General features: G+C 64.9%; 26 protein-coding genes. 10 read left to right on the plus strand and 16 right to left on the minus strand.

What is annotated here, in order from left to right; translation table 11 throughout:
- Window positions 1-1,316: 1,316 nt before the first annotated feature.
- From AC2FAN_RS20515 to AC2FAN_RS20525, 3 genes are all read right to left on the minus strand, one after another.
- Window positions 1,317-1,730 (minus strand): hypothetical protein, encoded by a 414-nt coding sequence (locus tag AC2FAN_RS20515; RefSeq protein WP_485176101.1) that lies wholly within the window; start codon window positions 1,728-1,730, stop codon window positions 1,317-1,319.
- Between the two features lie 899 nt (window positions 1,731-2,629).
- Window positions 2,630-2,869 carry a hypothetical protein gene (locus AC2FAN_RS20520; protein WP_485176102.1) on the minus strand — a complete coding sequence of 80 codons (240 nt, stop codon included), beginning with the start codon at window positions 2,867-2,869 and terminating at the stop codon, window positions 2,630-2,632.
- A 196-nt stretch (window positions 2,870-3,065) separates the two neighbouring features.
- A complete protein-coding gene (locus AC2FAN_RS20525) occupies window positions 3,066-3,323 on the minus strand; it encodes a hypothetical protein (protein WP_485176103.1) in 258 nt (85 codons plus the stop codon).
- Between the two features lie 358 nt (window positions 3,324-3,681).
- Between AC2FAN_RS20525 and AC2FAN_RS20530 the strand changes: the two genes are divergently transcribed.
- From AC2FAN_RS20530 to AC2FAN_RS20560, 7 genes are all read left to right on the plus strand, one after another.
- Entirely contained in the window at window positions 3,682-4,185 is a 504-nt protein-coding gene (locus tag AC2FAN_RS20530) for an RNA polymerase sigma factor (RefSeq protein ID WP_476807123.1), read from the plus strand.
- A gap of 95 nt (window positions 4,186-4,280) precedes the next feature.
- A complete protein-coding gene (locus AC2FAN_RS20535) occupies window positions 4,281-5,243 on the plus strand; it encodes a FecR family protein (RefSeq protein WP_265050369.1) in 963 nt (320 codons plus the stop codon).
- Window positions 5,244-5,413: 170 nt separating this feature from the next.
- Complete coding sequence (locus AC2FAN_RS20540) at window positions 5,414-6,991, plus strand: TonB-dependent siderophore receptor (protein WP_485176104.1); 1,578 nt, start codon at window positions 5,414-5,416, stop codon at window positions 6,989-6,991.
- Between the two features lie 2 nt (window positions 6,992-6,993).
- Window positions 6,994-7,818: a TonB-dependent siderophore receptor gene (locus AC2FAN_RS20545; protein ID WP_485176262.1), complete on the plus strand. Its 825-nt coding sequence runs from the start codon at window positions 6,994-6,996 to the stop codon at window positions 7,816-7,818.
- An 8-nt stretch (window positions 7,819-7,826) separates the two neighbouring features.
- A complete protein-coding gene (locus AC2FAN_RS20550; RefSeq protein ID WP_265050367.1) occupies window positions 7,827-8,747 on the plus strand; it encodes an ABC transporter substrate-binding protein in 921 nt (306 codons plus the stop codon).
- Window positions 8,740-10,743, plus strand: coding sequence for a Fe(3+)-hydroxamate ABC transporter permease FhuB (gene fhuB / locus AC2FAN_RS20555; RefSeq protein ID WP_476807124.1), 2,004 nt, complete (start codon window positions 8,740-8,742; stop codon window positions 10,741-10,743). The genes AC2FAN_RS20550 and fhuB overlap by 8 nt, the downstream gene beginning before the upstream one ends.
- A complete protein-coding gene (locus AC2FAN_RS20560; protein WP_265050364.1) occupies window positions 10,740-11,549 on the plus strand; it encodes a siderophore-interacting protein in 810 nt (269 codons plus the stop codon). The genes fhuB and AC2FAN_RS20560 overlap by 4 nt, the downstream gene beginning before the upstream one ends.
- Before the next feature lie 143 nt (window positions 11,550-11,692).
- Here the strand turns inward: AC2FAN_RS20560 and AC2FAN_RS20565 are convergent, their stop codons facing one another.
- From AC2FAN_RS20565 to fdxA, 13 genes are all read right to left on the minus strand, one after another.
- Window positions 11,693-12,496 (minus strand): extensin-like domain-containing protein, encoded by an 804-nt coding sequence (locus tag AC2FAN_RS20565; RefSeq protein ID WP_485176105.1) that lies wholly within the window; start codon window positions 12,494-12,496, stop codon window positions 11,693-11,695.
- A gap of 5 nt (window positions 12,497-12,501) precedes the next feature.
- Entirely contained in the window at window positions 12,502-13,524 is a 1,023-nt protein-coding gene (locus AC2FAN_RS20570; RefSeq protein WP_485176106.1) for a L,D-transpeptidase family protein, read from the minus strand.
- Window positions 13,525-13,696: 172 nt separating this feature from the next.
- A complete protein-coding gene (locus tag AC2FAN_RS20575) occupies window positions 13,697-13,915 on the minus strand; it encodes a hypothetical protein (protein ID WP_485176107.1) in 219 nt (72 codons plus the stop codon).
- 90 nt (window positions 13,916-14,005) lie between these two features.
- Window positions 14,006-14,233 carry a hypothetical protein gene (locus AC2FAN_RS20580; RefSeq protein ID WP_485176108.1) on the minus strand — a complete coding sequence of 76 codons (228 nt, stop codon included), beginning with the start codon at window positions 14,231-14,233 and terminating at the stop codon, window positions 14,006-14,008.
- Between the two features lie 296 nt (window positions 14,234-14,529).
- Window positions 14,530-14,904, minus strand: a complete 375-nt coding sequence (locus tag AC2FAN_RS20585) for a hypothetical protein (RefSeq protein ID WP_485176109.1) — start codon at window positions 14,902-14,904, stop codon at window positions 14,530-14,532.
- A gap of 61 nt (window positions 14,905-14,965) precedes the next feature.
- The gene (locus tag AC2FAN_RS20590; protein WP_485176110.1) at window positions 14,966-15,196 is read right to left on the minus strand and encodes a hypothetical protein; all 231 of its coding nucleotides are present in this window, start codon (window positions 15,194-15,196) and stop codon (window positions 14,966-14,968) included.
- A gap of 202 nt (window positions 15,197-15,398) precedes the next feature.
- The gene (locus tag AC2FAN_RS20595; protein ID WP_265050358.1) at window positions 15,399-15,608 is read right to left on the minus strand and encodes a cold-shock protein; all 210 of its coding nucleotides are present in this window, start codon (window positions 15,606-15,608) and stop codon (window positions 15,399-15,401) included.
- Between the two features lie 121 nt (window positions 15,609-15,729).
- On the minus strand, window positions 15,730-16,827 hold the full coding sequence (locus AC2FAN_RS20600; protein WP_485176111.1) for a YihY/virulence factor BrkB family protein: 1,098 nt from the start codon (window positions 16,825-16,827) through the stop codon (window positions 15,730-15,732).
- Window positions 16,817-17,068, minus strand: coding sequence for a hypothetical protein (locus AC2FAN_RS20605; protein WP_265050356.1), 252 nt, complete (start codon window positions 17,066-17,068; stop codon window positions 16,817-16,819). The genes AC2FAN_RS20600 and AC2FAN_RS20605 overlap by 11 nt, the downstream gene beginning before the upstream one ends.
- A 561-nt stretch (window positions 17,069-17,629) precedes the next feature.
- Window positions 17,630-18,559, minus strand: a complete 930-nt coding sequence (locus AC2FAN_RS20610; protein ID WP_265050355.1) for an electron transfer flavoprotein subunit alpha/FixB family protein — start codon at window positions 18,557-18,559, stop codon at window positions 17,630-17,632.
- Window positions 18,559-19,305 (minus strand): electron transfer flavoprotein subunit beta/FixA family protein, encoded by a 747-nt coding sequence (locus AC2FAN_RS20615; protein ID WP_265050354.1) that lies wholly within the window; start codon window positions 19,303-19,305, stop codon window positions 18,559-18,561. Before AC2FAN_RS20615 ends, AC2FAN_RS20610 begins: the two co-directional genes overlap by 1 nt.
- 33 nt (window positions 19,306-19,338) lie before the next feature.
- Window positions 19,339-20,112, minus strand: a complete 774-nt coding sequence (locus AC2FAN_RS20620) for a ferredoxin--NADP reductase (RefSeq protein ID WP_265050353.1) — start codon at window positions 20,110-20,112, stop codon at window positions 19,339-19,341.
- Window positions 20,113-20,250: 138 nt separating this feature from the next.
- Window positions 20,251-20,580: a ferredoxin FdxA gene (gene fdxA, locus AC2FAN_RS20625; RefSeq protein ID WP_265050352.1), complete on the minus strand. Its 330-nt coding sequence runs from the start codon at window positions 20,578-20,580 to the stop codon at window positions 20,251-20,253.
- Between the two features lie 134 nt (window positions 20,581-20,714).
- Here fdxA and AC2FAN_RS20630 point away from each other — a divergent pair, with 134 nt between their 5' ends.
- From AC2FAN_RS20630 to AC2FAN_RS20640, 3 genes are all read left to right on the plus strand, one after another.
- A complete protein-coding gene (locus tag AC2FAN_RS20630) occupies window positions 20,715-21,914 on the plus strand; it encodes an amidohydrolase family protein (RefSeq protein ID WP_485176112.1) in 1,200 nt (399 codons plus the stop codon).
- Window positions 21,915-22,073: 159 nt separating this feature from the next.
- Complete coding sequence (locus AC2FAN_RS20635; RefSeq protein WP_265050350.1) at window positions 22,074-22,571, plus strand: (2Fe-2S)-binding protein; 498 nt, start codon at window positions 22,074-22,076, stop codon at window positions 22,569-22,571.
- On the plus strand, window positions 22,568-26,113 hold the full coding sequence (locus AC2FAN_RS20640) for a molybdopterin cofactor-binding domain-containing protein (protein ID WP_485176113.1): 3,546 nt from the start codon (window positions 22,568-22,570) through the stop codon (window positions 26,111-26,113). Before AC2FAN_RS20635 ends, AC2FAN_RS20640 begins: the two co-directional genes overlap by 4 nt.
- Window positions 26,114-26,192: the final 79 nt, after the last annotated feature.

Raw genomic sequence — 26,192 nt, forward strand, 5'->3', positions numbered from 1 at the left:
CCGTGGCCCGGCCAATCTGTCAGGGCTGTGCTCGTGCGCCGTGCCATGGCCCCGTGGCCCGGCACATCTGTCAGGGCTGTGCTCGTGCGCCGTGCCATGCCCCGTGGCCCGGCCAATCTGTCAGGATGTGCTCGTGCGCCGTGCCATGGCCCCGTGGCCCGGCCAATCTGTCAGGATGTGCTCGTAGCCGGTGCCATGGCCCCGTGGCCCGGCACATCTGACAGGACGTGCTCGTAGCCGGTGCCATGGCCCCGTGGCCCGGCACATCTGACAGGACGTGCTCGTGGCCCGTGCCATGACCTCGTGGCCTTGCCATATCTGACAGGGCTGCGTTCGTGTGCCGTGCCATGGCCCCGTGGCCCGGCCACATCTGACAGGGCTGTGCTCGTGCGCCGTCCCATGGCCTCGTGGCCCGGCCACATCTGACAGACCTGTGCTCGTGCGCCTGTCATGCCCCCCTGTGCCGGGCGCACCTGACAGGTTGTGCTCGTGCGCCGTGTGGCCTCGTGCGCCGGCACATCTGACACGGGCTGCACAGCCCCTGACCCCGATGGCCCGGATGTGCCTGCCGGGCGCAAAGGCATGGCTATGCTCGTTGATGCCGGTGGCCCCATGAACCGGGTTACCCCGCGAGGGTAAGAGGGCGGCGTCGATCGACAGCGGCTCCTCGCTGCCTGACACCAAGACCGCTGATCCGGATGTGCCGGGCGCAATGGCATGGTTGCTCCCGTGACCCTTCGGCACACATGAGCCGGGTTACCCTCCGAGGGTAAGAGGCTGTTGGGGCGTTACTCCGGGGGTAAAAGTTGCACTCCACATCGGGTTCGGTCGCCCGCCTGCCTCGTCTTGCTCCCGTGACCGGTGGCTTATGTTGGGCCGTGCGCATGTGGCAGCCTGCTCTGTGCTCCCGATGGCCCCATGAGCCGGGCACATAATCGTGCGATGGCCCTATGCCGGGCACATCTGACACGGCCGTGCTCGTGGCTCGTGTCATGGCCCCGTGGCCGGCACATCTGACACGGCCGTGCCTATGGCCCGTGCCATGGCCTCGTGACCCGGTCATATCTAACACGACTGCGGCCATGCGCCGTGCCACGACCCTGCTGACACGGCCAATCTGACACGATTACGCCCGTAACCCATGCCATGCTCCCGTGGCCCGGCCGTATCTGTCAGTGCTGTGCTCGTAGCCCGTGCCATGGCCTCGTGGCCCGCCACATCTGACAGGACGTGCTCGTGTGCCATGCCATGGCCCGTGACACGGCCATTTCTGTCAGCGGTTGTGCCCACGCCTGTCAGAGCACGATGGGGGAGCGTCATTCGTCGTCATCGGGGAGACTGGTCGACGCATACCAATCTGTGATCGTGGCTTTGCTCCACTTCGGCTCCGAGAAGACGAGATGGATCGAGCGACAGGCATTGCCGGCCGCGAGTTGCCAGAGCCGTTCGAACTGGATTGGCGGCACCGAGATCACGAACCGGGCATGCGGCTTGAGCCCGATGAGCATCCCTGCGGTCGTGCTGGTCTCCCAATCCGGATCGGGTCCGATCTGGACATCCGCGTCACGGATGCCGCGCAGTGGCTGATCGAGATGGCCATAGAGGGAGAGATACGCCGAGTGAGGCCCAAGAGCAGTGGCGCTGTAATGCGAACCGACACTGGCACGCCATCGCTCGACGAGGAGGTATCGGGCGATCGAGGTCGGACGTTTGATCCGCTTCGCTGGCATCGGCTCTCCCATCTGGTTCGAAGGGATCGGTCGAGGACGACGTGGTCGTATGCACGACCAGTGTGATCTGGTTGCGGCCTTGGCTCGGACATCACCTCCCAGATGGCAGGCCGGACGGTCAGGGCACGGTCAGAGAGCCGTTGGAAGACCGTGATTGATGGGAGGATCAGAAGGGCCAGCCGCTGCGCGCTGACCCGCTGGCTCGCAGAGACATTGCTCATTCCATTCGCATGTCTCTTACGGCCAGCAATTTCTTTCTTTGAATGCTGTCAGGCTCTTTATTCCTCATTCGCTAGATCAGCCCGTGTTTCTCTCCCCCTGTCCCCGTCAAAACGGAAACAAGGGAATAGAGATCACATTCGCTGAGTCATTGATGTGCCGAACTACAACTTCGCTGGTCTACCCAGCAGCAGGCGGTCGCCCGTGACCTGCTATCGTTGTTTCTCTGGTTCCATCGACCACCTGATATCCGAGCTTTGGGGATGGCCTAAAATTCCTGATCAAGTCAGGATTGAATTCTTCGGACCTTGTGCTCGCGGTGTCGTTGATATGAACCGACGGTTATGGGACCGGTTGGTCCCAAGCTCACATGCTCGGCAGTTCGGGGCCGAGGCATGCGCGGACAGATGCCCCTCGTATAGGCATGGCTGTCCTCTTTCTGGTGCCTTTTAGCTGACGGATCAGCAGAGGGGCCGCTTCGATACCGCCTGTGCGGTATGCTCGCCTCGTCGGGTCGTTCTCCCTCATGAATCCGGTCTACGGCTGACGCCATCACGCGTCCTTGCCTCGATGTCCCGGATATCGGTTTTGCGGCGGGGTAGCCGCTATAAGCCCCTGAACAATATGAGTGATCATAGCTCATTCGAGCCCTGAGATCATTATTTATGATGCCGTTGAGGTCAGTGGAGCGCCAGTTTGAGCGCCACCAGATCGGCGTCCTGCTCGACCTCGATCGCGATGTCGATCGCCCCACTCGGTCGCGGTTGCCAGCCCGTCTGCACGACCTGCACACCGGTATTGATCGCGGTTGCGACCACATCCCTCACGACCTTCTGCCGTGCTGCGCCCTCGAAATCGAGACCGGTCGGATCGTAGCCGGTCGAGGTCAGTCGCTTCTCGATGTCGTTGATCTCGCGCAACGGCGGAGGCTGGGATGAGGTGGGTGAAGGGCGGGGTCAGGCGGCTCATGGAAGGGCTCGATCAGGTGAGCCCTCGACATAATGGACGTCGCGCGCCGATGTCGAAATTAAACGGCAGCCAGACCCCGTGCTCGGCGCTCACCACCGGTAGACCAAGATCGACGTTGCTCCCCGGCCCCGCCGCAGCCTAACGTTCTCACATCGCTCGCCAACGAGGATGATCGGGAGGTCGGGGGCGCATTTCGGGCGCGCCATTACTTAGCTCCTTTTGAGGAGCGCCGCTTGCCGGGCGGTTTACGATCCTGCATTCAGCTTGGTTCCCGGATTTCCGCTTTACGCCGAGGTCGATGACGTAGTCGATCTTCCCCTGTCCGTTGTCGGGGAGGCCGTGGCGTTCCGCCCGCCGGCGATAGATGTTGGCGGCCTTGTCGGTCGCGTGCTCGATCTCGGCCAATCTCTGCATCTCTGGCGCCAGCCATTTGCGAGTTCGACGCCGCGCGCATGGCGCAGGCCGTGCAGTGCGAGCCTGAACGCATCATTTCATCAACGAGATGCGTTCGGACGGCATCAGGCGGGGAATTTACTCTAAAACAGTTCTAAATCATTGTCATTGCAGGGAAATCTTTGAGCCGCTATTCACGGGCATCCTGAAGTTGAGGGCGCTGACGGCAATCCGATGCGTTCCGAGCCATCCGATTCGCCCTGACCATGTCCCACGCCAACCCAGATGGCTTTCAGAAGCGGATTGAGGAAGGCCGAGCGGTGCCGCTTGGCAGTCCACTCATGCGCTTCGCGCGCATGGCGAGGACGCCATGAGCTGGGATCTGCAGCATCTGTTCGCGAGCTACGCCCGCGACATCAACCGCTTCCTGCGCAGGCGTGGGCATAGCCTGGAAACGGCCGAGGACCTGACGCAGGATACGTTTGTGCGCGTGCTGGCGACGCCGCCGTCGGAGACCGGCCTCAACCACAATCCCCGGGCCTATCTCTACCAAGTCTCGCGCAACCTCAGCATCAATCATCATCGTCGCGAGAACATCGTTCCCTTCACCGATCTCTCGACGGACGAGATCGCGAAGGTCGCCGATCCCGCGCCTTCACCCGAGCGGATCGTCTATTCGCGCCAGTGTCTCATGCAGACCCAGCGGGCGCTCTCGGAGCTGCCTGAGCGGACGCGTCTGGCGTTCGAGATGCATCGGATCGGCGATCGCACGATCGCCGAGGTCGCGCGGGAACTCGGCCTGTCGAATGCGCGGACCTGGGGCCTGATCCATGAGGCCTACCGGCACCTGCTCAAGCAAGTCGGTGATTTTTGAGCCCTTCGCTCAAGCGAATTTTTCCGCCGCTCGTTTGTTATAGATGTTAGGCACGCGTCATCGGCTTTCGGCCGCGGCCCGCCGAAGGACGACAGATGAGCGCAACGGACCACGATCAGGACAGACTGACCGACGAGGCCATCGACCTCGTGATCCGCCTCCAGAACGACCCCGGCAATCCAGTCTCGAGCGAGATGATCCGCGCGTGGCGCGCCCGCAGCCCCGAGCACGACAGAATATGGGCGCGCGTGGCCAGGCTTCACGGAGCCGCCGGCAAAGTCATCACCGAGCGTCACAGGAGCGAGCGCGGCGAGGATATCGAGCCAAGCCGGAGGCTTCTGCTCGTCGGCGGCGCGATCGGGCTCGGCGCTCTCGGCGCCGGCTACACGATCCTGCCCGAGATCATGTTCCGCAACCGTGCCGACCATGCCACCGGCAAGGGCGAAACCCGCATGCTCGCCCTCCCCGACGGAACCAAGGCGATGCTCGGCCCGGACAGCGCGCTTTCGTTGGATTACGGCGAGGCCCGCCGCAGGGTCGAGCTCCTGCAGGGCATGGCCTTCTTCGAGGTGATGCGCGAGCCGGCGCGGCCCTTCGTCGTGAGTGCGGGCGAGCTTGCGGCCACCGCATTGGGAACGGCCTACGACGTGTCGAACGATGCCGGCGTCGTCCAGGTTGCCGTCGATCACGGCGTGGTGGAGGCGGCGCTTCCGGGCGCGAGGTCGTCAGCCGCCCTGCGGCTCGGGGCCGGCGACTGGATGAGCTTCGATCCGTCGTCGAACAAGGTCGAGCGCGGCAGGCTCGAGGCCGGACAGATCGCCACCTGGCGGGACAAGCTGATCATCGCCGAACAAGAGACGGTGGCGACGCTGGTCGCCCGGATCGGGCGGTGGATTCCGGGACGGATCGTCATGGCCGACCCGTTCATCGGATCGCAGCGCGTCAGCGGGCTGTTCGACCTGAACGACCCGGTTCGCGCCCTCGAAGCGGTCGTTCATCCGGCGGGAGCGCGTATCCGCCAGGTGTCCTCCTTCGTCACGATCATCTCCCCCATCTGAAAATTTCGCCGCGACGGTGAAAATCCCGCGCCCCCGATTGTAACAGTGATGGGGCTGGCACGACCCGCGCGATCAGGCGCCGCCAGACTCCGGGACGATCAACTGCGGAGTGGCTTGGTATGGGGTTCGGGGCTGGAGTGTCCGTCGCTGCGGTCAGGCGAAGGAGGTCGTTGATCGCGACGCTGATGATGACGGCGATCGTCACCGGCGTCGTCGGCTTCGACAGCAGCGCCCGAGCGCAGAGCGTGACGCAGTCATCGTTCGACATTCCCGCAGGACCGCTCAATCGTGCATTGACCGCATTCGGCCGCCAGGCAGGGCTTCAGGTCACCTATCTCGCGAGCGCCGCCGCGGGAAAGACGTCGCCCGGCCTTTCGGGGCCCGCGACGCGCGAGCAGGCCATCGCCCGCATCCTGCAGGGCACCGGATTGTCCTACCGCTTCACCAACGCCACCACCGTCGCGATCTCCCCGCAAGGAGCGGGCTCCGGCGCAGCTGCCGCCGGAGACGGCTCCTTGCTTCTGGACACGATCGAGGTCCAGGGCCGGACCGAGAGTGCCTGGGGGCCGGTCGACGGCGTCGTGGCGCATCGCAGCGCCTCCTCGACGAAGACCGACACCTCGCTGCTGGAAACGCCGCAATCCGTCTCGGTCGTGACCGCGGCACAGGTCACACAGCAGGGCACGCAGTCGATCGGCGAGGCGCTGCGCTATACGCCGGGCACCTATAGCGACATCTACGGGACGAATACGACGCGCGACCTCATCCGCATCCGCGGCTTCTCGCCGAAATTCTATCAGGACGGATTGGTTCTGCCTTACGGCATCGGATCCCAGGGCACGCAGACCGAACCGTTCGGCCTGGAGCGCATCGAGGTCCTGCGGGGCCCTTCATCGGTGCTCTACGGACAGAATCCGCCCGGCGGCATCATCAACATGGTGAGCAAGCGACCGCTCGACGAGCCGCGCCGCGAAGTCTTCGTCCAGGCCGGTAATTTCAGCCGCCTGCAGGCGGGCTTCGACGTCAGCGGCCCGGTGACGGCCGACAAGAGCCTGCTCTATCGGGTGGTGGGTCTCGGCCGGAACAGCGGCACGCAAGTCGATTTCGCCGACAATGATCGCTATTATTTCGCGCCGAGCTTCACCTGGAGACCATCCGGCGCCACCTCGCTGACGGTTCTGTCATCCTTCCAGCGTGATCGGGCGGGCATCGCCGACCAGTATTTCCCAGCTGCCGGCACGCTCTACGCCAATCCGAACGGCCGCATCCGCACGAGCACCAATATCGGCGAGCCATGGCTCGACAAGCTCGATCGCAAGATGACTACGATCGGGTACGAATTCTCGCACGCCTTCAGCAACAATCTGAGCTTCCGCCAGAATGCCGGCTACAACTACGCCGAAGTCTACAACGCCTCGACCTTCACGACCGGCATTCTCGCCGACAACCGTACGATCACGCGCCGCTTCAGCACGATCGACCGCACGCTCCGCTATTTCTCGATCGACAATCAGCTGCTGGCGAAGATCGAGACGGGGCCGCTGCGGCACGAGATTCTCGTCGGGCTGGACCATCGCAATACCAGCGAGTACGCCCTGAATGGCGGCGTCCTGCCGGCGCCGAACCTGAACGTGTTCGCGCCTGTCCATGGCCGGCCGTTCAATGCATTCAGCTTCAACCAGAACTATCGCGATTTCGTCCGGCAGACCGGGCGCAGGACCAGATCCGCCTCGACAAGTGGCTGCTGACCCTGAGCGGGCGACAGGATTGGTCGAAAACCGGCCGGACCAGCTATTTCCCGACCCGGTCGAAGACCGAGGCCGATGATCGCGCCTTCACCGGGCGCGTCGGCCTGAGCTATCTCTTCGACAACGGCCTTGCTCCCTATGTCAGCTACTCGACATCGTTCGAGCCCGTCAGCGGCGCGACGTCGCCGGCGCGCGGGTCGGAAGCGTTCAGGCCGACCGAGGGCGAACAGTTCGAGGCCGGGTTGAAGTATCAGCCGAGCTGGTTCGACGGGCTCTTCACGGCTGCGGTCTTCGATCTTCGCCAGACCAACGTCTCGACGACCGATCCGCTGGATACGCGCTACAGCGTCCAGACCGGCGAGGTGCGCGCACGCGGCTTCGAATTCGAGGCGCGGGCGAACATCACCTCGTCGCTCAGCGTCATCGGCTCCTACTCCTACACCGACACCGAGATCACCAAGAGCAACGTCGCCGCGCAGCTCGGGCGCGTCCTTCCCTCGACGCCGAAGGACCAGGCCAGCCTCTGGGCGCAGTACGCGTTCAAGGAGGGTCCTTTCAATGGCCTCTCGATCGCCGGCGGCGTCCGCTATATCGGCGCGACCTACGGCGACGCCGCCAATCTCTGGCGCGTGCCGGGTTACACTCTCGTCGATGCCTCGCTGACGCTCGACCTCGGCAAGATCTGGCAGCCGGCCAAGGGCGCCACCTTCCAGGTCAACGCCAACAACCTCTTCGACAAGGAGGTCGTGAACATCTGCTTCAATGCCTATAGCTGCATGATCGGCCAGCGGCGCACCGTGCTGGCGACCCTGCGCTATCAGTGGTGACGCGGCGCATGCCGACCCGGCGCCGCGCGCTGCTGGCCTTGGCCGCGGGCTGCCTCCCGGCAGCGCCGGGCTTCAATGGCTCGGCCCTCGCCAGGTCGAGCCCGCCGGGCGAGGCCGTACGGGTCGCCTGCACCGACTGGACGGGCGCCGAGACGCTGCTCGCCCTCGGCATCGTGCCCGCTGGCGTCATCGACAGGGCGGGCTACGACCGCACGATGGTGGAGCCGTCGCTGCCGGCATCGGTGGTCGAGCTCGGAGCGGGCTGGGCGCCCAATGTCGAACTGCTTCAGTATCTGCAGCCCGATTTCATCCTGATCCCGCAATGGTCGGTCCGGTCCCCGCAGCTCGCGCGGATCGCTCCTGTCGTCGTTCTTCAGAACCGGAGCGAGACGCTCGACGCGATCGATACCGCGAAACGGCAATTGCCGGAGCTGGCGGAGCGCTTTGGCGCGCCCCGTGCAGCCCAGGAGATCATCACCCGCTTCGACGAGGAGCTGCAGGCGATCCGAGCCTCCCTGAGCACCTGGGACGATCGGCCGATCGCCTATCTCAACCTCAATCCGGACGGCCGGAACGTCTCGATCGCCACCGCCACCTCGCTCTTCGAAGACGTGGCGCGCCGGCTTGGCCTGAAGAACGCGTGGGGCCGGCAAGCCAATGTCTGGTCCTTCTATGTGACAGGTGTCGAGCAACTGGCGAGCATCCCCGATGCGCGATTGATCTATGCCGATCAGGGGGCCCGGACGGAGGCGGCGCTGCGTCGCCTCGCGGATAACAGGATCTGGAACAGCCTGCCGGCAGTGCGCGAGGGACGGATCAGCCGGATCCCGGCGACCTATGCCTATGGCAGCCTGCCCACGGCCCTCAGGCTCGCCCGCATGCTTGCGCAGGACGCAAGCCGCCCTGCCGGATCGCCGGCTCATGGCTGAGATCATGCGGCCGTCACGGCCGGCTCTCCATCCGTATCCGTGGATGCTGGTCTTGCCGCTCCTCGCGCTCGCCGCGGCGAACACGGCGGTCCTGCTGCTGCGTCAGGCGCCGCCATCGCATTGGCTTGCTGCGACCTTCCAGCCTCAGGACGCGTCGATCAACGACCTGCTGATCGCCTACAGCCTCGCGCCGCGCGCGGTGATGGCTCTGCTTTGCGGCGCGGCGCTGGGTCTTTCGGGCAGCATCTTCCAGATGGTCCTGCGCAACCCGCTTGCGGAGCCCGGCACGCTCGGCGTCTCGGCCGGCGCAAGCCTCGCGCTGGTTTCCGCGACGCTCTGGCTGCCCGAATTGCTGGAATGGGGGCAGGAGCCGATCGCGCTCGCCGGCGGCAGCCTGGGTTGCCTTGCGGTCTTCCTCATCGCCCGCCGGCAGGGTTTCGCCCCGACCGCGCTGATCATGGCAGGTCTGATCGTCAGCCTCTATTGCGGAAGCCTCGCCGCGCTCGCCGTCCTGTACAATCACGACAACCTCACAAACCTGTTCATCTGGCAATCCGGAGCGCTCTTCCAGAGCGGATGGAGCGGCGTGCTCTACCTGCTGCCGCGTCTCGCCCTCTCCGCACTCTTGGTCTTTGCGGCGCTGCGCCCACTCGCATTGCTCGAACTCGGCGACCAGACGGCGTTGGCGAGCGGGCTCAAGGTCCGCAGCATCAGGATCCTCATTCTCGCCATCGCGGTTTCGCTGGGCTGTTTCGTCGCCAGCGCGGTGGGGATGATCGGTTTCATCGGGCTTGCCGCACCGAACCTGGCCCGGTTCTGCGGCGCGCGCACGGCCCGGCAACGCCTCATCTGGGCGCCTGTCATTGGCGCCGGGCTGCTCTGGTCGGCAGACAGCATCGTGCAGCTCCTGGGCCTTGTGATGAGGGAATTACCCACCGGCACCGCCACGGTGCTCCTCGGCGCTCCCTGTCTGCTCATCCTCCTGATGTACAGCCGGCAGCACGTCCGGCCACCGGGCAACGAACCGGCTCTGCGTCGTGTCCCGCACGCCGGCGCCCGGCTTTTCGGCCTGGCCGGATTGCTCGCGCTGTCTTTGGGGGTGGCGCTGCTGGTCGGGCGTGGGCCCGATGGATGGGAGATCACCCCGCCGCTCGTCGATCCGCATGCCGTGCTGCAATGGCGCTGGCCCCGTGCAGTGGGTGCGCTGGCCGCCGGTGGCCTGCTGGCGCTCGCGGGGGCCGCGCTGCAGAGGCTTACCGCCAATCCGATGGCGAGCCCCGAGGTGCTCGGGCTCACCTCCGGCGCCGCACTGGGCTTCATGGTTCAGATCATGCTCATGCCTGCCCAGTCGGCCGGAACCGGCCTTGCCGGAGCGGGCACAGGCGCTGCCCTGACGCTCGCCGCGCTGCTGCTGATCGGATCGCGAGCGCGTGGTGGGCCGGAGCGCAGCCTCCTCGTGGGAGTCTGCCTGGCGACGCTCAGCAGCGCCATCGCCACGGTTCTGCTGTCGACCGGCCATCCGGCGCTGCGTGGCTTGCTCGGTTGGCTGTCGGGATCGACGGCGGGCGTCGCGCCCTGCGCGGCGATTGCGGCCATGCTCGCCCTGATCGGTGCATTGGCGGTGTTGCCGATGTTGCTGCGCTGGCTCGCGATCTTGCCGCTTGGGCAGGCCACCGCGGGGGCGGTCGGCGTGTCCGTCGGGCGAGCCCGCGCGATCGTCCTCGCCTACTGCGCCGTGGTGACAGGGGCAGCGACATTGCTGATCGGGCCGCTCGGCTTTGTCGGGCTGATGGCTCCCCATATCGCGAGGCGCTTCGGCTTCTCGGCTTCGGGAAGCCAATTCGTCGGGGCCGTGCTTGTCGGCGCCTCGCTTCTCGTTATCTCCGACTGGATCGGACGCGTCGCGATCTTCCCATGGGAAATCCCGGCGGGATTGGTCTCGGCGTTCGTAGGCGGGCCCTATTTCATGTGGCTCATGCAGAGGCGCGGTTCATGAAGGCCTCGGGCATCATCCACAATCCCGGACGCGGGACATTCCGCCGGCTCCAGGTCCTGCGCGCCTGGCGGGTGACACCCCATATGCGGCGGGTCGTCCTAACGGGGCCGGAGCTGGCAGGCTTCTCGTTCTATCGCCAAGGCCTCGGGCCCTATGTGAAGCTCCTTGTTCCCCCGCTGAATCTCAAGGATCCGGGCTGGCCGCGCATCGGAGAAAGCGGGGCGATCGAATGCCCCGTGGATCAGCGGCCATCGGTGCGCACCTACACGGTGAGAGATTTCGACGAGGAGCTGCAGGAACTGACCATCGATTTCGTCCTGCACGGTGACGAGGGCCCGGCCTCGCGCTGGGCGGCCAAAGCCGAGCCCGGTGACAGTATTGCGCTCCTCGAACGCGGCTTCTCCCATCCCTATGGCGTGGATCGCTACGTCTTCATCGGCGATCACACGGCCCTGCCTGCCATCGCCCAAAGCCTGGAGAACCTCCCTGACGACAGCAGGGGTGAAGCCGTCATCTGCCTGGGGGATGACGAGGACAAGCAGCATCTCCGCGCTCCGCCCGGCTTGTCGGTAACCTGGTTGATCGGCGAGAAGACGATCGAACTGCCGTCTTTGATGAGAGATCTGAAGCTGGCGTCTGCCGAGCCCGGTGAATATCTGTTTCTCTGGGTCGGAGCAGAGGCCAGGCTTGCGCGATTCCTTCGCAGCCATGCCAAGGATGGCCTATCTCTGCCCAAGGATCAGTACTCGATCCTCAACTACTGGCGGCGTGGATTTGCCGAGGGTTCGTTTGAGCGCAGTGGCTGAATGGCTGCCACCACCGCCTTCAGCATTCCTGCGATCCGCGGCTCCGCGTCAGATCCGGACGTTGGGTTCCGCCAGGGGCGGACATATCCTGTTGCCAAGCGGCGGCCGGCCTCGCGCGGAAGCCAGCCTAAGCTCCGCCCCCTTCATTCCGTTGCCCACTGGCAAATCTTGAAGTCGCCCTTCCTGCGACGCATGTCGAGGTGAAGATGGTCCTTGTGAGAGCTGTCCGAGCCTGGGCCCAGAACGGTCGTGAAGCGTGCGCAGGCGCTCTTTTGCACGTGCTCGCGTAATGCGCTGGTCCCATCGTCGCGGTTGTTGTTGAACATGACGCTGCGATTGTCCTGAAGGACGAGACCGCTCAAATCCATTGCGTTTCCGCTTGCATGTTCGCTGATTGGAGCCCCGGCGACGCCATTGCGCGGGCGGCAGGCATGACCGCCGACACCAACGAGGCGGGAGAGCTTGCTATTCGCCGCAGCCGCAGCGGGCGAGAGATCGTCGCGCACCCAGTCAACAATATCGAGCGCGAAGGCGCAGCGAACCGTGATCGCGCTGTCGAACTCTATTTTGGATCCATCAGGCATCGTCACGGTGCGGAAGCTCACCGGATCCTCGATGCCGCACTCGCCGCTCGTGTTCTCCGCAGCTATTGGAAGTGAAACGCCTCCACGCTCCTTGAAACGAGCAATGCACGCCGATTCCGCTGCCGGCTTTTCCCGCTCGTTTTCCGCGGGCTTTTGCGGCTCCGGTGCATCAGCTGGAGCCAGATCGGCGGGGCGTCGCGGTGGGAGAGGGGGCGACACCCGAGACGGCCGAGGTACCGACGTCGAAGAGACCGCCTTCGGAGGACCTGCACGCTCACGGGCTTCGACCGACGATATCCCCGAGCAGTGAAACACGCAGACGGAGCTCGCGACAATCAGAGTCCACGACCACGGACGACGCATGCCGATCAGTCCACGAAGCGAACCGTGACGCCCGGCTTAACCAGATCGGCCAGCTCTTCAGCATCCCAATTCGTCAACCTTACGCAGCCATGCGAGGTCGTCTTGCTGACCTTGGATGGTTCCGGCGTGCCATGGATTCCGAATGTCGGCTTCGACAGGGCGATCCAGACGGTCCCGACGGGACCATTTGGACCGGGCGGCAGGACGAGCGTTTCGGTGTTCTTGCCCTGCTGGAAATTCTTCTCGGGATCGTAAGTATAATTCGGATTCCTCGCGACTCGCTCAACGGTGTATTCGCCCGATGGAGAGGGGTTGTCCTCGCTGCCAATGGTCGCCGGGTAGCTCGCCAGCACTCTGTCTTCCGCCCCGAAGACAATGACCATCCCCGTGCTTTTGACTGCGTCGATCCGCAGAGCGGACCCGACTTCCGGCGCGCGACGCGCCGATGCCACCAGGAGACGTGTCCCGGCTTCGGTGAATGAGCCGCGCGGATTAAGGGCGTTGAGCAGCGCTTCGCTCATATGGAAACGTTCGCCCAGCATCTCCTGCGGGCTCGTATAGGACAGGCGCTTCATCTTCGCCTGCCTGGCATAGTCGCGGGGGATCGCGTCGGCAAAATCGTAGGACGCGTCCTTCGCCGACAGCGTGTATTCGGCGATCACGTCACGAATCGTGTCCCCGCCGAGACTCAGCCAGGCCAGTTCGTCGATCTCATCGCCTTCGGGCAAATTCTGCTGACGCCGAAACTGCGCGACAGCCTTGCGAAAATTCTCGCCGTCGACACCATCGATGACCCCTGGGGAAATGCTGCGGCGGCTGAGCAGGATCTGCGCCTTTGCCACAAAGGGAACCGGCCCGGCTTCGAGCTGCGTGTTCCTGTCGGCGAAGGTTACCGCATTGATCTCGTCAGCCGTCAGGGCAAACGCAGGCAATGGCAACAGGATGGCTGCCGCAAGTAACGACCCGACAAGCGAGGTTATCAGCTTCTGCAATTGCACATAAGCGCTGCGCGGCAGGTCGGTTTTCATCTGCACCCCAAGAACCGGTAGAAGGCTCAAGCCATACCGATGAAGCGATCAGATGTTCCACGAGGACCGCAGCCCCACTCGAACTATCGAATTCAGGCGTTCAAACGGGACTGCGACGACCGCATTTCAGGTCGCGCTCATGTCCGAATGCCGTTGGCCGCTGCGCCGGCATTTACCAGCGCCGCCGTGGAACCGACCGAGCGAGATAGGCGAGGGCGCATGTCACCATCGCGACGGCAAGCCCCGAGCAGATGAGACCGGCGGGCGTAATCCGCGCCTTCCCTTGCAGGGTAATGTGCTTGCCTACGCGCAGGTCGAATTCAGACCTGATCTCCTCCGGATGCGGTGGCGCCTCGTCAAAAATGGCTGGTGCGGCATTGGCTTCCGGCATCACAGCTCCAGGGTTTTGGTTCCAGAGTCGGGATGATGCCATGACTGTCTATCGGCAAGAAGGCCGATGACTCGGCAATCGAATCCGTTCCTAGACAGATTCGGGGCCATCATCATTGCGGTCGCGACCATGCCCGTTCCCGGGCGTGGCGTCGCCGTCGCCAGATAGCACCACAGGGTTTGCGCTCACGAGCCCGTCCCGATTGGGCTCAGCCTGCGATTTCGCGTACTGGCCGGCAGCATCCTTCTTCGCCGGCTCTCGCGATTTGATCGCAGCTTCCTGTTCGGGCGTCAGTGGGTTGCCGTTTCCGTCCCTCATCTCATCCTCCTGGTCGTGGATTTGATCAGGCAACGGGTGGCCCGCATCTAATGTTCCCGGTTGGAAGCGCGCCCGCTCATCCCGCCGAAACGGGGCGCAGGGTGGCGGCCAGCATGAGTGCGAGGTTGAGCGCAACACCGAGCCAAAGCCATAAGTCCAGGGAAACGCGATAATGCATCGGACCGTCCTCCTTCTGACGGACCAATTCCCCGGTCGGCAATCCCGTTCCGAAGTTCCGTAAAATGCGATGGATCGTGATGAACGAGGAGTTAGCGAGCTCCTCGTTGGTCGATTGTTCAATTGCCCCTGCCGGTGTCGAGCATCGGAGGAGGCTGAATATCGGGAATGTTGGTCAGATCCTCCGGGAGCGGAGAGCTCGAGCACCTCAGATGCAGATCCCGATTGAACTGCTTGCGGCGAATATTCTGCTGGTTGGTGACGTTGACCGTCGCGAGGGCGCCCGACGGGCTCAGGAACCCTATCATCACCGACGACTTCAACCGCTCCTTCTCTTCGGCATCGTAGCTCTCGGCCTTCTGCCGGCCGTCCTTGCAGGCGGCGCTTTGCCATTTCCTGTCCGAATGACTGAGCGATCCGGCGTAGTTCGCGGGCTGCGTGGTGCACCCAACGCATAGAAGGCCCAACACAGCGATTGAAATCGGTGTTCGCATTGCTCGTTCCTAATGAATTTCGGTTTTGCGGCAGGTGGGAGAAGTCGAGGCGATGGCTCGCTCAGTCGGTCAGAGCGGCCAATTCTGCGTCGGGAAGCACTTCGCCGTTCGCGGTCATCTTCTCGACACGGCCGTCAAACAGGTCGTCAGCAACCGCTTCGATGGCGTGTTCGATGGAAGGATACTCGACCCAGTAAGCCGAATCGATATCGCCAGCGTGCTTGCTACGATGCTGCAGCAGCACGCCGATTTCAGCGCTGGCATATTTGGCAATCACATCGGCGGGTCTCATTGGGCATCCCGATCTTGCTGTCGGCATGTAACCCTGCTCGATGAATGATTGTTCCTGTTGGGAGGGGTACGTCTCGGCTCATTCAGAGCGTCATCGACGCGCCGGAAGGCTTCGCGCCCGATTAGCCTGGCCGCCCCCTCATGAAGGCGGCCAGCGGCCCCGCCTGAGTCACGGCGAGGCCGATCGAATGCCGGAGAACCGGCTACTCCGCCTTCAGGTTTTCCGCCGAAGACTTCCCGGAACGCTTGTCGGCAACGATCTCGTAGGAAATCTTCTGCCCCTCCCGCAGTTCACGGAGACCAGCGCGCTCGACGGCGCTGATATGAACGAAGACATCCTGACCGCCGTCGTCAGGCTGGATGAAACCAAAGCCTTTCGTCGAGTTGAACCATTTCACTGTGCCTGTCGCCATTTCGCTCTCCTTGTCGAAGTCGGTAACATGGCGGGCCGTACCTCAGGAGGCAAGCGACTAAAACCTAGGGCCGATGGCCGACAACACTCCGGGACGTCGCTCTTACAAACTGTCCGGCCGATCAGCTCTTGCGATCGGCAGCGTCCGCGCCCCGCATTCCAATGGGCATCGGAGGCCCCTTGGTTGTGTCACGGTTCGTCTGTCGCTCAGCCTCGGCATTCAGCTCCGCCCCGACAAGCAGGATCGTCGCCGACAGCCACATCCAGGTCAGCAGGCCGATAACGGCTCCGATGGTGCCATAGGTCTTGTTGTAGTCCTCGAAATTGGCGACGTACCACGAGAACAGAATCGACCCGGCCACCCAGGCGACCGCTGCGACCAAGGCGCCGGGGCTCACCCATTTCCACTGCGCATCGTCTCGACTTGGCCCGAAGCGGTAGAGAATACCCAGGCCGATGACGAGCACCATGAAGAGCAACGGCCAACGGCCGATCGATATGAGCCACTCGCTCGCGGCACCCATGTAGACGTAATCCAGCACGATGGGGATGGCCGCGATGGCGCCCAGCGCGACCAGCAGAAACGCGATGATGCCGGCCGTGAAAGCGAGCGAAATCGCATTGAGCTTGAAGAAGCCCCGCTTCTCGTCTTCGCCATAGGCCACGTTCAGCGCATCGAACAGCGCTTTGACGCCGGCATTGGCGCTCCAGAGCGCCAAGCCGAGGCTGAGGAAAAAGGCAAATCCGAGCGTTGCGCTCCCACCGTTGCCGATGCGGGAAATCTGATCTGCCAGGAATTCTATCGCACCGGCCGGAAGAAAGGCGCCCAGCCCTGCCAATTGGCCGCCGATCGAAGCGGGGTCGTTGACAAGCCCATAAATCGAGACGAACGCAGTCAGTGCGGGAAAGAGGGCGAGAAGTCCGTAGAATGTGACGCCGGCCGCGACGGCACGGACCCTGTCTCGATCCGCTTCCGCATATGTCCGGCGGAGGATTTCCCACCAGCCGCGGGGCGGGATGTCGGTTGGCGCCGAAGCCGATGCGCCTTCGCCCGAACGTGATTCCGCCTTGGCGGCATATCGGCGCTCGCGAGCGTCCGGGCGGCCGCCGCCACTGGCCAGATTGAGCGCCACGACGATACCGACCGCGCCTGCAACAAGCGCCAGCCCGTCGCACCAGCGGAAGCCGCTTCTGTGTCGTCTTGGCCGATCAGTCGTCATTCTCGACCTGTCGGCGAAGTTCGTTATCGGCTGCGCCTTGAACTGCCTCTGCCATCCTGGAGGACAGGTCTGGAAATTCCTCCAGAATCTCGCCCTCGGGTATGCCGGACTGTCGAGCTGCGGCGAGCGCGCTCCGGGTAAAAATATCGAAGCGTGCATCCACTCCTTGCTCGAGGAAATCCTCGGACGAAATGTTCTCGGCGATCCACCGCTCGACAAATGCCACGCCGCGCTCCGACATCTGGTTGCTCCTCGCCTCGGCGTATATGCGGTCAACTCGCTTCAGCACTCCCGGTTCGCCGTGGAGGCGAGAAAATCCATGCCCACAGCGCCCTTGGGAGAGGCATGGATCGGCCGGGCGTTTCACTCTCAGTTCGGAGGCGTCTTTGTGCCGTCTGACGAATTTGAGGGAGGGCCGGCCCCGGACGCGGCCGAAATCGACATGTACGACGTGCCCGAGCTCGGGCAAGCGGATGCCGGCTATCGCCGCCTTCGCGCGTTGGCGAGGCACATGGCAATGCAGGCGTCGATGAGGGATGGCCCCAAGCGATCGTCTGCCCCAGGTTGCAATCGTACTGGCTGGAGCGTGGCTCTTGCGAAGAGCAATCTGTCAACGAAGCGTCGGCATGCTTCAGCAAATGCCGACGCTAGCCTCCCGCAGGCTGCGGCTCATCGCCATCGCCCTACCTGCACTCGAATCTGCATGCGACGTCTTTCTGCGAGCAGCGGAGGAGCAATCGAGCGAGTGTTGACGTGGAGGGCAGGAAAGAACCCCGCAGCACCATCGCTCCCGAGCAGAGCGTTATAGCTCTGCGTCGAGTTCGGGCAGGATAGTGAAGAGGTCTCCGACGAGGCCGTAATCGGCGATCTGGAAGATCGGGGCCTCCTCGTCCTTGTTGATGGCGACGATGACCTTGCTATCCTTCATGCCGGCGAGATGCTGGATCGCGCCGGAAATGCCGACCGCGATGTAGAGTTCGGGGGCCACGACCTTGCCGGTCTGGCCGACCTGCCAGTCGTTGGGGGCGTAGCCGGCATCGACCGCGGCGCGCGAGGCGCCCATCGCGGCGCCGAGCCGGTCGGCGACCGGCTCGATCACCTTGGTGAAGTTCTCCGAGGAGGCGAGTGCGCGCCCGCCCGAGATGATGATCTTGGCCGAAGCCAGCTCCGGACGGTCGGACTTGGCGACCTCCTCGCCCTTGAAGGACGAGTTGCCGGGGTTCTCGGCCGCGGAGACCGTCTCGACCGTGGCCGCGCCGCCTTCGCCGGCCGCCTGGAAGGAGGCGGTGCGGATGGTCAGCAGCTTCTTGGCGTCCGTGGACTGCACCGTCTGGATGGCGTTGCCGGCATAGACCGGGCGCTCGAAGGTGTCGGGGGAGACCACCTTGGTCACGTCCGAGACCTGCATCACGTCGAGCAGCGCGGCGACGCGCGGCAGCACGTTCTTGCCGGTGGTGGTCGAGGGCGCGACGATCGCGTCGTAGCCATCGGCGAGCTTGACGATCAGCGCGGCGAGCGGCTCGGCCAGCGCATGGCCATAGGCCGCGTCGTCGGCGAGCAGCACCTTCTCTACGCCGGCGAGCTTGGCAGCCGCATCGGCGGCGGCTTTGGCGCCCTCACCGGCGACGAGGATATGGACGGGGCCGCCGAGCTGGGAAGCGGCGCTCAGTGCCTTGGCGGTGGCGTCCTTGATCGAGACGTTGTCGTGATCGGCAATCAGCAGCGTGGTCATCAGATCACCCCGGCGGTCTTGAGCTTGGAGACGAGTTCGGCGGCCGAGGCCACCTTGATGCCGGCGGAGCGGCCGGCAGGCTCGACCGTCTTCAGGACCTTCAAGCGCGGCGCGACATCGACACCGAGGGTCTCGGCCGTGGTCTCGTCGAGCGGCTTCTTCTTCGCCTTCATGATGTTGGGCAGCGAGGCATAGCGCGGCTCGTTCAGGCGCAGGTCGGTGGTGACGATCGCCGGCAGCTTCAAGCTGACCGTCTGCAGGCCGCCATCGACCTCGCGGGTGACGTCGACATTGTCCGCGCCAAGCTCGACCTTCGAGGCGAACGTGCCCTGCGGCCAGCCGAGCAGCGCCGCCAGCATCTGGCCGGTCTGGTTGGCGTCGTCGTCGATCGCCTGCTTGCCGAGGATGACGAGGCCGGGGCCTTCCTGCTCGACCAGCTTCTGCAGCAGCTTGGCCACGGCAAGCGGCTCGACGATGCCGTCGACCTTCACCAGGATGCCGCGATCGGCGCCCATCGCGAGACCGGTGCGGATCGTCTCGGCTGCCTGCGCCGGACCGATCGAGACCACCACCACCTCGGTCGCCTTGCCGGCTTCCTTCAGGCGCAGCGCCTCTTCCACCGCGATCTCGTCGAACGGGTTCATCGACATCTTCACATTCGCAAGCTCGACGCCGGAACCGTCCGCCTTCACGCGGATCTTCACGTTGTAATCAACCACCCGCTTCACGGGCACCAAGATCTTCATGCGCCGTTCTCCAGGCTACACGGACAAGCCGGATTACTTCTCGACGAAGGCGCGCTCGATCACGTAGTCGCCGGCCTCGCCATGGTTGCCTTCGTGAAGGCCACGCTCCTGGAAGGTCGCCTTGAGATCGACCAGCATCTGGGGAGAACCGCAGAGCATGAAGCGGTCACCGTCGGCATCAAAGTCCGGCTGGTCGATATCGGCGAAGAGCTGGCCCGAGGTCAGCAGATCGGTGATGCGGCCGCGATTGCGGAAGGGCTCGCGGGTCACCGTCGGATAGTAGATCAGCTGCTGGCGGATCATCTCGCCGAGGAACTCGTCCTGGGGCAGCTGGCTCTGGATCCGCTCGCCATAGGCAAGCTCGGCGACCTGGCGGCAGCCATGGACGAGCACGACGGTCTCGTAGCGCTCATAGGTCTCGGGGTCGCGGATGAGCGAGAGGAAGGGGGCGAGCCCGGTTCCGGTGCCGAGCAGGAACAGCCGCTTGCCGTCCTTGAGATTGTCCAGGACGAGCGTCCCCGTCGCTTTCTTGCCGACGATGATCGGATCGCCGACCTGGAGGTCCTGCAGCCGCGAGGTCAGCGGGCCGTCCGGCACCTTGATGGAGAAGAATTCGAGGTTCTCATCGTAATTCGTGCTGGCGACGCTGTAGGCCCGCAGCAGCGGCTTCTCATCGACCTTGAGCCCGATCATCGTGAACTGGCCGTTCTTGAAGCGGAACGAGGTGTCGCGCGTGGTCGTGAAGCTGAACAGCGTATCCGTCCAGTGATGAACGCTGAGGACCTGTTCCTCGTAGAAATTGCTCATCGCATCGTCCTTTGAAGCTTGGGCGGTGGTCTCTGGCGCGTTTGCTGCAGTGCGGCGGGCGCTTGCTAAGCAGAAAACGCGTACGAAATCAAAATCTTCTTCTTTATTGTCGCGGACAGTCCTGACGCAGAAGATTCCTCACGCCTCGAGGGCTTCCGGGAGAAATTTCAACTTGTCCGGAACGTCCTTCCAGTCGTCGGCATCGGCGGGCGCGTCGCGCTTATCGGTGATGTTGGGCCATTGCGCGGCGAGCCTGGCATTGAGGGCGATCCAGCGGGCTGAATCATCCGCGGTTTCCGAGACGATCGCCTCTGCCGGACATTCCGGCTCGCACACGCCGCAATCGATGCACTCGTCCGGATTGATGACGAGCATCGTCTCGCCCTCGTAGAAGCAATCGACCGGGCAGACCGCGACGCAGTCTGTGTACTTGCAACGGATGCAAGCTTCGGTCACGGCGAAAGCCATGCGCGTTCCTCCTGCTTGACAGTGAGGGAAGGGAGTGCAAACTTGTTCGTACACAAACGATATGCCGACTCTCCGCGGCCTTGTCAATCGGTCAGATTGCAGGTGCGGAAGGGCTTCAAGAAGGGGTGGGGCTGATGGCTGAGCAACAGACTGCGACGATCAAGGCGGACCACAAGCTGGTGGTCCGGAATATCGGGCTTCTGCTCAGTGGCGACATCGGCAACCCCATTCTGCAGGCCGATACGGTGGTGGCCATCGGCGGGAAGATCACAGCCGTCGGCAGCTTCAAGGATCTGGATACGGACAAGGCCGACAGCGTCATCGATGCCAACGGCACGGTGCTGCTGCCCGGCCTGATCGACAGCCATGTCCACCCCGTCGCGGGCGACTGGACGCCGCGCCAGAACCAGCTCGGCTGGATCGATTCGACCATGCATGGCGGCGTCACCACCATGATCTCGGCGGGCGAGGTGCATACGCCCGGCCGCCCGAGGGATATCGTCGGCGTCAAGGCGATGGCGATCTATGCGCAGCGCTGCTTCGACGCCTTCCGACCGGGCGGCGTGAAGATCCATGCCGGCGCGCCGGTGATCGAGCCCGGCATGGTCGAGCAGGATTTCAAGGATCTGGCCGATGCCGGCGTGAAGCTGCTCGGCGAGGTCGGTCTCGGCGGCGTCAAGGACGGTGCCACGGCCAGGCAGATGGTCGCATGGGCGCGCAAATACGGCATCCAGTCGACGATCCACACCGGCGGCCCTTCGATCCCGGGCTCGGGCCTGATCGGCGCCGATGTGGTGCTGGAGGCCGACACCGATGTCGTCGGCCATATCAATGGCGGGCACACGGCCCTGCCGGACAAGGAAATCCGCTGCATCTGCGAGGGCTGCAAGCGCGGCCTCGAACTCGTCCATAACGGCAATGAGCGCGCCGCGCTCTACACGCTGCGCATCGCCCGCGAGATGGGCGATCTCCAGCGCGTCATCCTCGGCACGGATGGTCCGGCAGGCTCTGGCGTGCAGCCGCTCGGCATCGCCCGCATGGTCTCGCTGCTCTCCTCGCTCGGCGATGTCCCGGCCGAGATCGCCTTCTGCTTCGCCACCGGCAATACGGCGCGGATGCGCAGCCTCGATTGCGGGCTGATCGAGGTCGGCCGCTCGGCCGATTTCGTCTTCATGGACAAGGCCCAGCACTCGGCCGGCAGGAACTTCCTCGACAGCATCCAGCTCGGCGACCTGCCGGGCATCGGGATGGTGGTGATCGATGGCATCGTCCGCTCCGGGCGCAGCCGCAACACGCCGCCGGCCGAGAAAATCCCCGCCGTCGTCGGGCACTGAAGCACCTGCTCCCGCTGCGTTGGCCGATAGGCCGGCGCGGGTTCGACGAGAGAACGATTGCAGTCAGTCTGGAATCGTTATTATCTCATTCGCATACGAATGATTTGGGGCGCGCTGGGTGTCGCTGGTCTTCCATTCCCCTCGGACGGGTAAAGGCGGATGAAAAGGGCTGCGCGCGCCTTCACGCTTACCGTCAACGGCACCTCTCATCGCATCGAGGGCGAGCCTGACACGCCGCTGCTCTTCTTCCTGCGCAACGACCTCGCCATCAACAGTCCGAAATTCGGTTGCGGCCTCGGCGAATGCGGGGCCTGCACCGTGCTGCTCGACGGGGTGGCGGCGCGGGCCTGCGCCTATCCCGTCCGGCTCGCCGTCGGCCGCGAGATCGTGACGCTGGAAGGGCTCGGCACGCCGGAAAAGCCGCATCCGATCCAGCAGGCCTTCATCGATGCGCAGGCGGCCCAGTGCGGCTACTGCATCAACGGCATGGTGATGACGGCCAAGGCCTTCCTCGATGTGAAGCCGAAACCCAGCGAGAGCGAGGTACGCGAAGCGCTGCGCTATAATCTCTGCCGCTGCGGGACGCATGTGGAGATCGTGCGGGCGGTGATGCTGGCCGCCGAACGCTGCTGGAGCCGCGACGGGGCAGGCTCGTGACGGGCGCGACTCCACCGCCCTCCCGCCGCAAATTGCTGAAGCGCGGCGGCGTCATCGCCGTCGTCTCGCCGCGCAAGGGCGCAGCGGCCGAGGCGCCGCCCGAGGAGGGGCTCGACGTCCATGTCTGCCTGACGGCCGAAGGGCGAGTGCTCGCCTTCTGCGGCCATGTCGATCTCGGTACCGGCATCCGCACAGCGCTCGCCCAGATCGTCGCGGAGGAGCTGGATTTCCCGTTCGCGTCCGTCGAGATGGTGCTGGGCGACACGGCCGAAACGCCCGACCAGGGCGCAACCATCGCCAGCGAGACGATCCAGGTCACGTCGATCCCGATGCGGATCGCAGCGGCGCAGATCCGCCAGCAGCTCGTCGCGCTTGCGGCTGCTGCGCTGGATTGCCCGGAGGAGGGGATCGATGTCGCCGCCGGCACCATCAGCCGGCGCGGGGAGACGGGCTACCCGCTCGGCCTCGGTACGCTGCTCGGCAACCGCCGAATCCTGCTGCCGCTGGCCAAGGAGGCCGCGTTCAAGCCGGTCGACCGCCATGCCATCGTCGGCAAGCCGGTCGAGCGCGTCGACATTCCGGCCAAGCTGACCGGGCGCTTCGTCTATGTCCATGATGTTCGCGTCCCGGACATGCTGCATGGCCGGGTCGTGCGGCCGCCCTATGCCGGGATCGACGGGGGCGATTTCGTCGGCAAAAGCCTCGAAGCTGTCGACGAAGCGTCCATCGCCCATATTCCCGGTGTCCGCGCCGTCGTGGTCGAGGGCGATTTCGTCGGCGTCGTCGCCGAGCGCGAGGAACAGGCGGCGGAGGCGGCGCAGGCGCTGGTGACGCGCTGGAGGGACTGGCCGGCCCCGGCTGATCTGCGCGATGTCCAGAATGCATTGCGCACTCACCCTGCGACGGCGCGAAGACTGGTCGACGAGGGCGATGTCGAGGCCGCGCTCCAGACCCTCGAGAAGCGGCTCGACCGCACCTATGTCTGGCCCTACCAGATGCACGGCTCGATAGGCCCTTCCTGCGCCGTCGCCGATGTGCGCGAGGACGGCATCACCGTCTGGACCGGCAGCCAGAACCCCTATCCGCTTCGCGCCGACATCGCATTGCTGATGGGCGTCCCCGCAGAGCGGGTCGAGGTCGTCCGGCATGAGGCGGCGGGTTGCTACGGCCGCAACTGCGCCGATGACGTCGCGGCCGATGCCGTGCTGTTGTCGCGCGCAGTCGGCGCGCCCGTGCGCGTGCAGCTCACCCGCGAGCAGGAGCATCTCTGGGAGCCGAAGGGCGCCGGACAGCTCATGGACATCGCCGGAGGACTGGGCCCTGGCGGCTCGCTCGCGGCCTATGATTTCCACACGCGCTACCCGTCCAATGCAGCGCCGACGCTGGCGCTGCTGCTGACGGGGCGTATCCCCAATACGCCCGCGGCGCTCAAGATGGGCGACCGCACGGCGATCCCGTCCTACGCTTACGAAAACATGCGGATCACGGCCTATGACATGGCGCCGATCGTGCGTGCCTCCTGGCTGCGCGGCGTCTCGGCGATGCCCAATGTCTTCGCCCATGAAAGCTATATCGACGAGCTCGCCCATGAGGCGGGCGCTGACCCGGTCGAATTCCGGCTACGCCACATCGTCGACGAACGCGCCGCAGAGCTGACGCGGGCGACGGCTGCGCGCGCCGGCTGGGAGCCGCATGTCGGGCCGCGCATGCAGGGCGATGCCGATAGCGAGGTTCTGCATGGGCGCGGCTTCGCGCAGGCGCGCTACATCCATGGCAGCTGGCCGGGGATGGGCGCGGCCTGGGCGGCCTGGGTCGCCGATGTCGCGGTGAACCGCTCGACCGGAGAGGTCACGGTCAGCCGCGTCGTCGTCGGGCAGGATACCGGCATGATGGTCAACCCGGCCGGGGTGCAGCACCAGATCCACGGCAACGTTCTGCAATCGACCAGCCGTGTGCTGCGCGAGGAAGTGACCTTCTCCGAGACCACCGCCGTCGCAGCGCGCGACTGGGGGGCCTACCCGGTCCTGACCTTCCCGGAACTGCCGACGATCGACGTGATGCTGATGGAACGTCAACACGAGCCGCCGCTCGGCGCCGGCGAATCCGCCTCGGTTCCGAGCGCGGCGGCGATCGTCAACGCCGTCTACGACGCGACCGGGGTGCGCTTTCGCGAATTGCCGTTGACGCCGGAGCGCGTGCTCGCCGGGCTGAACGGCCGTCCGGTGCTGGCGCCGCCTCCCGCGAAGGAGCGCAGACGCGGCATCGGCTTCTGGAGCAAGCTCGGCGGCGCGGCAGCGGCCGCTGCGACGGTTACGGCCCTGTCATTTTCGATCGCGCCCGAGATCGCGCCCATCGGCCGGCCGGACCCGGCGACATGGTCGGCCGCGACCATAGAGAAGGGGCGCCAGCTCGCCGCGCTCGGCGCCTGCGCCGTCTGCCATACGGGCAAGGATGGCGTCCCCTACGCCGGAGGGCTCGCATTGGAGACGCCTTTCGGCACGGTGAAGGCCACCAACATCACGCCCGATCCCGAGACCGGCATCGGCAACTGGTCCTATCCCGCATTCGAGCGGGCGATGCGCGCCGGCATCCATCGCGACGGGCGCCATCTCTACCCGGCCTTCCCCTATCCGAACTTCACGAAGACAAGCGAGGCCGATCTTCAGGCGCTCTACGCTTTCCTGATGTCGCAGCCCGCGGTCGTGCAGCGCAACGAGCCGAGCAGGCTGACCTTCCCCTTCAATCTGCGCCCGCTGATGGCCGGCTGGAACCTGCTGTTCAACCGCGGCAAGGAAGCGAAGCCGGAACCCGCGCGCTCGGTGGCTTGGAATCGCGGGCGCTATCTCGTCGACGGGCTCGGACATTGCAGTGCCTGCCACTCGCCGCGCAACGCGCTCGGCGCCGAGAAGGGCGGTCAGGCCTATCTCGCCGGCGGCGAGGCGGAGGGGTGGGAGGCTCCGGCCCTGACCAGCCTCTCGCATTCACCGATCCCGTGGAGCGAGGCGGATTTCTACGATTATCTGCGTACCGGCCAGGCAGCCCGCCACGGCACGGCCTCCGGCCCGATGGCGCCGGTAATCGAAGAACTAAGGGAATTGCCGGACGCCGATATCCGCGCCATGGCGACCTATCTCGCCTCCCTGAACAAGCCGCTGCCGGAGCAGGAGGCGGCTACGCGAACCGAGGCGATCGTGAAGGCGACGGCCTCTGCCGCCAATCCCGGCACTTCGCCGGTTGCGCGGCTCTATGAGGGTGCCTGCGCAGCCTGCCACGAGACGGGCCGTATCGCGCCGCTCGCCAATCAGGGGCCTGCGCTGGGATTGAGCTCGAAGCTTCATGCCGCGACACCGGCCAATCTCGTCAACATGCTGATACAGGGCGGTGGCCACGGCGCGGGCCAGATGCCGGCCTTCGGGAATGCGCTCGATGATCGGCAGATCGCCGATCTCGCGGCTTATCTGCGTGGCCGCTTCGCGCCGGGGCAGCGGGGCTGGGACGGGGTGGAGAAGGCGATCGAAAAGGCGAGGGCGAATCGGCCTTAGTTATGCTGGCCCGTGCCGACACCCCCGTCATTCCGGGGCATTGCGCAGCAATGAGCCTGGAACCCAGAACCGATGGGCC

Source organism: Allobosea sp. RIT-PG3_2, from assembly GCF_057321085.1.

Excerpts from the sequence above, each read along its gene's own strand:
- fhuB (WP_476807124.1), top strand. The coding sequence starts at position 8,740 with ATGGCTGAGATCATGCGGCCGTCACGGCCGGCTCTCCATCCGTATCCG.
- AC2FAN_RS20580 (WP_485176108.1), bottom strand. The coding sequence starts at position 14,233 with ATGAGGGACGGAAACGGCAACCCACTGACGCCCGAACAGGAAGCTGCG.
- AC2FAN_RS20615 (WP_265050354.1), bottom strand. The coding sequence starts at position 19,305 with ATGAAGATCTTGGTGCCCGTGAAGCGGGTGGTTGATTACAACGTGAAG.
- AC2FAN_RS20595 (WP_265050358.1), bottom strand. The coding sequence starts at position 15,608 with ATGGCGACAGGCACAGTGAAATGGTTCAACTCGACGAAAGGCTTTGGT.
- AC2FAN_RS20600 (WP_485176111.1), bottom strand. The coding sequence starts at position 16,827 with ATGACGACTGATCGGCCAAGACGACACAGAAGCGGCTTCCGCTGGTGC.
- AC2FAN_RS20570 (WP_485176106.1), bottom strand. The coding sequence starts at position 13,524 with ATGAAAACCGACCTGCCGCGCAGCGCTTATGTGCAATTGCAGAAGCTG.
- AC2FAN_RS20585 (WP_485176109.1), bottom strand. The coding sequence starts at position 14,904 with ATGCGAACACCGATTTCAATCGCTGTGTTGGGCCTTCTATGCGTTGGG.
- AC2FAN_RS20635 (WP_265050350.1), top strand. The coding sequence starts at position 22,074 with ATGAAAAGGGCTGCGCGCGCCTTCACGCTTACCGTCAACGGCACCTCT.
- AC2FAN_RS20605 (WP_265050356.1), bottom strand. The coding sequence starts at position 17,068 with ATGTCGGAGCGCGGCGTGGCATTTGTCGAGCGGTGGATCGCCGAGAAC.
- AC2FAN_RS20560 (WP_265050364.1), top strand. The coding sequence starts at position 10,740 with ATGAAGGCCTCGGGCATCATCCACAATCCCGGACGCGGGACATTCCGC.
- fdxA (WP_265050352.1), bottom strand. The coding sequence starts at position 20,580 with ATGGCTTTCGCCGTGACCGAAGCTTGCATCCGTTGCAAGTACACAGAC.
- AC2FAN_RS20575 (WP_485176107.1), bottom strand. The coding sequence starts at position 13,915 with ATGCCGGAAGCCAATGCCGCACCAGCCATTTTTGACGAGGCGCCACCG.
- AC2FAN_RS20590 (WP_485176110.1), bottom strand. The coding sequence starts at position 15,196 with ATGAGACCCGCCGATGTGATTGCCAAATATGCCAGCGCTGAAATCGGC.
- AC2FAN_RS20565 (WP_485176105.1), bottom strand. The coding sequence starts at position 12,496 with ATGCGTCGTCCGTGGTCGTGGACTCTGATTGTCGCGAGCTCCGTCTGC.
- AC2FAN_RS20530 (WP_476807123.1), top strand. The coding sequence starts at position 3,682 with ATGAGCTGGGATCTGCAGCATCTGTTCGCGAGCTACGCCCGCGACATC.
- AC2FAN_RS20550 (WP_265050367.1), top strand. The coding sequence starts at position 7,827 with ATGCCGACCCGGCGCCGCGCGCTGCTGGCCTTGGCCGCGGGCTGCCTC.
- AC2FAN_RS20535 (WP_265050369.1), top strand. The coding sequence starts at position 4,281 with ATGAGCGCAACGGACCACGATCAGGACAGACTGACCGACGAGGCCATC.
- AC2FAN_RS20630 (WP_485176112.1), top strand. The coding sequence starts at position 20,715 with ATGGCTGAGCAACAGACTGCGACGATCAAGGCGGACCACAAGCTGGTG.
- AC2FAN_RS20610 (WP_265050355.1), bottom strand. The coding sequence starts at position 18,559 with ATGACCACGCTGCTGATTGCCGATCACGACAACGTCTCGATCAAGGAC.
- AC2FAN_RS20515 (WP_485176101.1), bottom strand. The coding sequence starts at position 1,730 with ATGCCAGCGAAGCGGATCAAACGTCCGACCTCGATCGCCCGATACCTC.
- AC2FAN_RS20620 (WP_265050353.1), bottom strand. The coding sequence starts at position 20,112 with ATGAGCAATTTCTACGAGGAACAGGTCCTCAGCGTTCATCACTGGACG.